Below are 6,227 nucleotides of genomic sequence, written 5' to 3' on the forward strand. Positions count from 1 at the left end.
GCTATAAGGCCGGTCACTGTCCGGCTTACCCCCGAAGCTCCTTCCGTCCGGAACGCCCTCCGATCATCGACAACATGCCGAGCCGCCGCGCCCTCCTAGCATCCCTTCTGGCCGCGCCGGCAGCTTTCACGCTGACCCGACGCGCGGATGCCCAGGCGTCGCCCCTGCAGGCGGCCCTCGCCGCGGTGTCGGACGGCCAGCCGATCTCGCGCGAGGGGTTGCTCGCCTATGCCCGCGAGGTGTCGCGGGTGCCGCACCAGCCGCCCCGCAACGAAGTCCCCCGGGCCCTGGCCCAGCTCAATCTGGACCAGTATCGCCAGATCCGCATGAAGCCGGAGCAGCGGATCTGGGCCGGGGAAAACCGGGGGTTCACCCTCGACCTTCTGCCCACCGGCAACGTCTTCACCCAGCCGGTGACGATCCGCACCGTCGACGGCGGGATCATTCGCGACAAACGCTTTGCCGGCGACCAATATCACTTCGGTCAGGTCCCGCCGCTTCCCGCCGAAGCCGCGGTGCCCTATTCGGGTTTCCGCGCCTTCACCGCCCTCAACGGCGATACGCCGACGGATGAAGCGCTGGTCTTCCAGGGCGCCAGCCTGTTCCGCGCCCTCGCCAAGGGCCAGGTCTTCGGCATCATGGCCAGGGCCCTGACCCTCAACGTCGCCGAAGCGCAGGGTGAGGAATATTCCGCCTTCCGTCATTTCTGGATCGAGCGACCCGGCCCTGGCGCGACGAGCATCGTCGTCCATGCCCTGCTCGATTCCGACAGCGTCACCGGCCTCTATCGCTTCTCGGTGCGGCCAGGGGATTCGACCGTCTGCGATGTCGAGGTGACGCTGTTCCCGCGCGTCGACCTGCAGCATGTCGGCATCGCTCCTATGACCGCCAATTTCCTCTTCGCCCCGAACGACCGGACGAATGTCGACGATGTGCGCGGCGGCGTGCACGAGGCCAAGGGCCTGCAGATCTGGAACGGCAATGGCGAATGGATCTGGCGGCCGGTGACCAATCCGGAAACGTTGCAGGTCTCCGCCTTCGTCGACCAGAACCCGCGCGGCTTCGGCCTGCTGCAGCGCGATCGCCGGTTCGAGGCCTTCAACGATATCGACGCCCGGTTCGAGCGGCGCCCCAGCGTCTGGATCGAGCCGCTCGGCGAATGGGGCCAGGGTCAGGTTCAACTCGTCGAGATTCCGGTCAATGACGAAATGAACCGCAACATCCTGGCCTATTGGCGTCCGCGCACGCCGCTGGCCCGCGGCGCCGAGCATTTCTTCACCTACCGGATGCACTGGTGCTGGTCGCCGCCGGAGCGGGCGCCCTTTGCCTTCGTCACGTCGACCCGCACCGGCCGGGCCCAGGGCGGCGGTCGGCGCCGCCGCTTCCTCGTCGACTTCTCCTCGGAGGAGTTCGCCGATCCCGCCAGGGGCAGCGGATTGCGGGTCAATCTCACCCATCAGCGCGGCCGCGTCGGTGCAATCGACGGCCGGCTCGTGCCTGAGCTCAGACTCTACCGGGTCACCTTCGACCTCGACCCGGAAACCAGCAACCAGGTGGAACTCAGGCTCGTGCTTGAGCGCGATGGACAGGCCCAAAGCGAGACATGGCTCTATCGATGGACGCCCTGAGAGAACGGCCTGCGGCCCCCTCGCTGCCGCGCGACCGTATGGCCATGCCGGTCCAGGCGCCGCTCGCCATGCCGACGCAGTCGCTGCGGCGCTGGCGGGACAGTGAGAGGCGTGCGCTGAAGGCTCCGGACCTGTGGCGCACCCCGTGGTTCGCCCGCCTCGTGGCCTTCGGCGGCATGGTGGCGATCACCGCGGCCGGCGGCTGGCAGATGTTCAAGGTGGTCGAAGCCGGCGGCGTAACCCTGCTGGAATGGGCCTTCCTGGTCTTCTTCGTTGTCAACTTCTCCTGGATCGCCCTCGCCTTCACGACCGGTCTGCTCGGGCTGGGCGACCTCCTGCGCCACGGCCTCAACCGCAAGCCGGACCTGCCCGCCGCGTTACGGGAGCGGACGGCGGTGGTCATGCCGATTTACAACGAGAGCCCGGCCCGGGTCTTCGGCACGGTGCAGGCGATCGCCGAGGACGTCCTCGCCACCGGCCACGGCACATCGTTCGACTTCTTCTTCCTGTCCGACACGACCGACCCCGATATCTGGATCGCCGAGGAGCGGTCCTATCTGGCGCTGCGCGACCGGCTGCCGGACATCGCGATCCATTATCGCCATCGGCCGAAGAACACCGCCCGCAAGGCCGGCAATATCGCTGATTTCGTGATGAACTGGGGCGGCAACTACGCGCATATGATCGTGCTCGACGCCGACAGTCTGATGACCGGCGAGACGATCGTGGCGCTCGCCGACGCCATGGAGCGCGACCCCGATGCCGGCATCATCCAGACCCTGCCCCGGCTCATCAACCGCAACACGCTGATCGCGCGGCTCCAGCAGTTCGCAGCCCGCGTCTACGGGCCCGTCTGCGCGGCGGGGCTGGCGGTCTGGTCGGGCCGCGACAGCAATTACTGGGGCCACAATGCCATCATCCGCATGGAGGCCTTCGCCTCCTCCGCCGGCCTGCCCGACCTGCCGGGCAAGCCCCCCTTCGGCGGCCACATCCTCAGCCATGACTTCGTCGAGGCCGGCCTCATCCGCCGGCGCGGCTATGCTGTCTACATGCTCACCCATCTCGACGGCTCTTTCGAGGAGAGCCCGCCCTCGCTGATGGACCTCGCCATTCGCGACCGGCGCTGGTGCCAGGGCAATCTCCAGCACAGCCGGGTCATCGGCGCGAAGGGCCTGCACTGGGCGACGCGCCAGCATCTGGCCACCGGCATCATGAGCTATGTGTCGAGCCCGCTCTGGCTGATCCAGTTGCTCATCGGCCTCGCCCTCGCCCTGCAGGCCGCCTTCATCCGCCCGGAATATTTCACCAACCAGTTCACCCTCTTCCCGGCCTGGCCGGTCTTCGATTCCGAGCGTGCCTTCAATCTCTTCCTGATCACCATGGCCATCCTGCTGGCCCCCAAGCTGTTCGGCTGGTTCGTGACACTGGTGAACGGTCCGGCGCGGCGCGGTTGCGGCGGCGCCATCATGCTGACGCTGTCGACCCTGCTGGAGATCATCCTTTCCGCGCTGATCGCCCCGGTCATGATGCTGATCCAGGGGAGTTCGGTCTCCTCGATCCTCTCCGGCCGCGACACCGGCTGGAAGACCCAGCGGCGCGACGACGGGTCGATCCCCTTCCGTGCCATCGTCCACCGCCACTGGCGACACACGGCCCTCGGCGTCATCGCCGCGATCGCCGCCTTCTCGATCTCGCCCTATATCTTCGCCTGGATGTCGCCGACGATCATCGGGCTCTGGCTGGCGATCCCGACCTCCTGGGCCTCGGCCTCGGCGGCGATCGGCTGGACACTGAGACGTATGCGGCTGCTGCTCATCCCGGAGGAATCCGCCCCGCCACCCATCGCCGAGCGGGCCTTCGCGCTCGGGCGCGAATTCGAGGCCCTGGCGCTGGAAGACGGCAAGGCGCTCGATCTCGTCCATGGCGATCCGGGGTTCCGCGACATGCACCAGCAGATCATCCAGGTGCCGCCGCCCCGCATCCGCGGCAAGGTCGATACCGACCGCGTCATCGCCGAGGCCAAGCTCACCGATGCCCAGTCGATCGAGGATGCGCGGCAATGGCTGTCAGGCCGCGAGGCGATGCTGGTGCTTCACGACCGGGCGCTGATCGCGCTTCTGGCCGCCCTGCCCCATGCCAAGCCCGCCGAGCCGGAGCCGGCGCCGCAAAAATAGGCTCCTGGCCCGCCGCCGCGCCTAATCCGGTCGCAGGCGCCGGCACGCCCGGCGCCCTCATCCCCGGCGCTTCGCCGGTTCGGCAGCATCCAGTGGTGGCACCCGCCTTGCATGGATGGCGGCAGCTTGTTTAGCCGCCAATGACGCCGGCTCCCTCGCCTTTCGCACGGGGAACGGATGTCACAGGACTTCAGCGCGGAACAGAAGCGCTATCTCGAAGGGTTCGTTGCAGGTGCGGCCGCCTCCCAGGTGGTCAGCACCACCGCGCCCGCGGCCACCTCCGCCCCGACCGGCCCGGATGCGGTACACCTTCTTGCGCAGGATGCGCAGGTGCGGGCCGGCGGCAAGATCGTCGATCCCGAGAAGTGGAAGCGGGACGACAACCCCCTCGACGCCTTTGGCCGGCTGACCCGCGAGGCGGCAACCGGCAAGCTGCCCGGACCGGCTGACAATTTCCGCTGGCGCTATTTCGGTCTGTTCAACGTCGCACCGGCGCAGGACAGCTTCATGCTGCGCATGCGCCTGCCCAACGGCATCCTCACCGCCCACCAACTGGCCGGCTGCGCCCGGCTGGCGGAAACCTATGGCGGCGGCGTGCTGGCGGTCACGACCCGCGCCAACCTGCAGATGCGCGAGATCCGTCCGGAGAACGCCAAGGCGCTGCTCGAAGAGCTGATGGATCTCGGAATCGTCGCCCGTGGCTCGGGGGCCGACAATATCCGCAATGTCACGGGATCGCCGCTCGCCGGCATCGATCCGCAGGAATTGCTCGACACCCGGCCGCTGGCCCGCGACTGGCACTTCCATATCCTCAACACGCGGGTGCTGTACGGGCTGCCGCGCAAGTTCAACGTCTCCTTCGACGGTGCCGGCCTGTCGCCGGCCCTCGAGGAGACCAACGATATCGGCTTCCAGGCGGTCCGGGTGCCGGAGGGCGGTAGCGCCTCTCCCGGTCTGTGGCTGCGGATCGTGCTGGGCGGCATATCGGGGCACCATGACCTCGCCCGGCCGACGGGCGCCTTCTGCCGGCCGGACGAGGCCACGCTGATCGCCGAGGCCATCGTCCGCGTCTTCATCGACCATGGCGACCGCACCAACCGCAACCGCGCGCGGCTCAAATACCTGCTGGACTCCTGGGGTTTCGAGCGCTTCCTGGCGGCCGTGGAGGACAAGCTCGGCCGCAAGCTGACCCGGATCGCGGACAGTGACGTGGCGCCGCGCCTGCCGACCGACCGCTACGCCCATGTCGGTGTCCATCGCCAGAAACAGGCTGGCCTGAACTGGATCGGCGTGGTGATGGCAGTCGGCAAACTGACGCGCCGCCAGGCGGAAGGGCTCGCGGCCATCGCGGCCGAATGCGGCGACGGCGATATCAGGCTGACCGTCTGGCAGAACCTGATCCTGTCCGGTGTGCCGGACGGTCTGGTCGCCGAGGCCGAGGCGCGCATCGCCGCCCTCGGCCTGTCGACGACCGTGACCCCGATCCGCGCCGGGCTCGTCGCCTGTACCGGCAATGCCGGCTGCAAATTCGCCGCTTCGGACACCAAGCGCCATGCGATGGAGATCGCCGACCATGTCGAGGCGCGGGTGGCGATCGACGTGCCAGTCAACATCCACCTGACCGGCTGCCACCATTCCTGCGCCCAGCACTATATCGGCGATATCGGCCTGATCGGTGCGCGCGTGCCGGTGAATGCGGAGGGCGACACGGTCGAGGGCTACGATATAGCCGTCGGCGGTGGATTTGCCGAAAATGCCCGGATCGGGCGGACCCTCTGGAAGGGCATCACGGCCGAGGATGCGCCGCGCCATGTCGAGGCGCTGCTGAAGGCCTATCTGAGCCATCGCGACAGCCCGGCCGAGAGCTTCCAGGCCTTCACCATCCGGCATGACGCGGAAAAGCTGTCATCCCTCGTCGCGCCCCATCTCACTCCGCTGCGGGAGGCCGCGGAATGAGCGTGCAGCCGCCCTCCTCGACCTTTTCGCTGATCCCGGACACCGCGCCGTTCAGTGCCGAACAGCGGCAATGGCTGTCCGGTTTCTTCGCCGCGGCCCTCGGGCCGCTGACACCGGCGGCGGCCATGGCTGCTGACGGCGGCGCGGCGACGGCGCCTTCCGCAGAGCTCGCCTCCAATGACGATGCGCCCTGGCACGACCCGGCCATGCCGCTCGCCGACCGCATGGCGCTCGCCGACGGCAAGCCCCTTGCGCCGCGACTGATGGCAGCCATGGCCCAGCAGGATTGCGGCCAGTGCGGCTATTCTTGCGCCGACTATGCCAATGCGCTGGCGGTGAAGAGCGAGGAGCGGCTCAATCTCTGCGTGCCCGGCGGCAAGGAGACGCTGCGCATGCTCAAGGCGCTGGCGGGAGAGGTTGCCGGCAGCGGCGAGGCCGGTGCCGCGCCGGCCGCCGCCCCACCGGCCGG

General features: G+C 68.3%; 4 protein-coding genes. All 4 read left to right on the plus strand.

Going from position 1 to position 6,227, the window contains the following annotated elements; translation table 11 throughout:
- Window positions 1-74: 74 nt before the first annotated feature.
- Complete coding sequence (locus Q0C57_RS20065; protein ID WP_296579400.1) at window positions 75-1,628, plus strand: glucan biosynthesis protein; 1,554 nt, start codon at window positions 75-77, stop codon at window positions 1,626-1,628.
- Window positions 1,616-3,802, plus strand: coding sequence for a glucans biosynthesis glucosyltransferase MdoH (gene mdoH, locus Q0C57_RS20070; RefSeq protein ID WP_296579402.1), 2,187 nt, complete (start codon window positions 1,616-1,618; stop codon window positions 3,800-3,802). The genes Q0C57_RS20065 and mdoH overlap by 13 nt, the downstream gene beginning before the upstream one ends.
- 177 nt (window positions 3,803-3,979) lie before the next feature.
- Window positions 3,980-5,758: a NirA family protein gene (locus Q0C57_RS20075; RefSeq protein WP_296579405.1), complete on the plus strand. Its 1,779-nt coding sequence runs from the start codon at window positions 3,980-3,982 to the stop codon at window positions 5,756-5,758.
- Window positions 5,755-6,227: (Fe-S)-binding protein (locus Q0C57_RS20080; protein WP_296579408.1), on the plus strand; the 473-nt coding region annotated here is incomplete at its 3' end. The genes Q0C57_RS20075 and Q0C57_RS20080, both read left to right, overlap by 4 nt.

The organism is Phreatobacter sp. (assembly GCF_022843985.1).
Classification (GTDB): Bacteria; Pseudomonadota; Alphaproteobacteria; order Rhizobiales; family Phreatobacteraceae; genus Phreatobacter.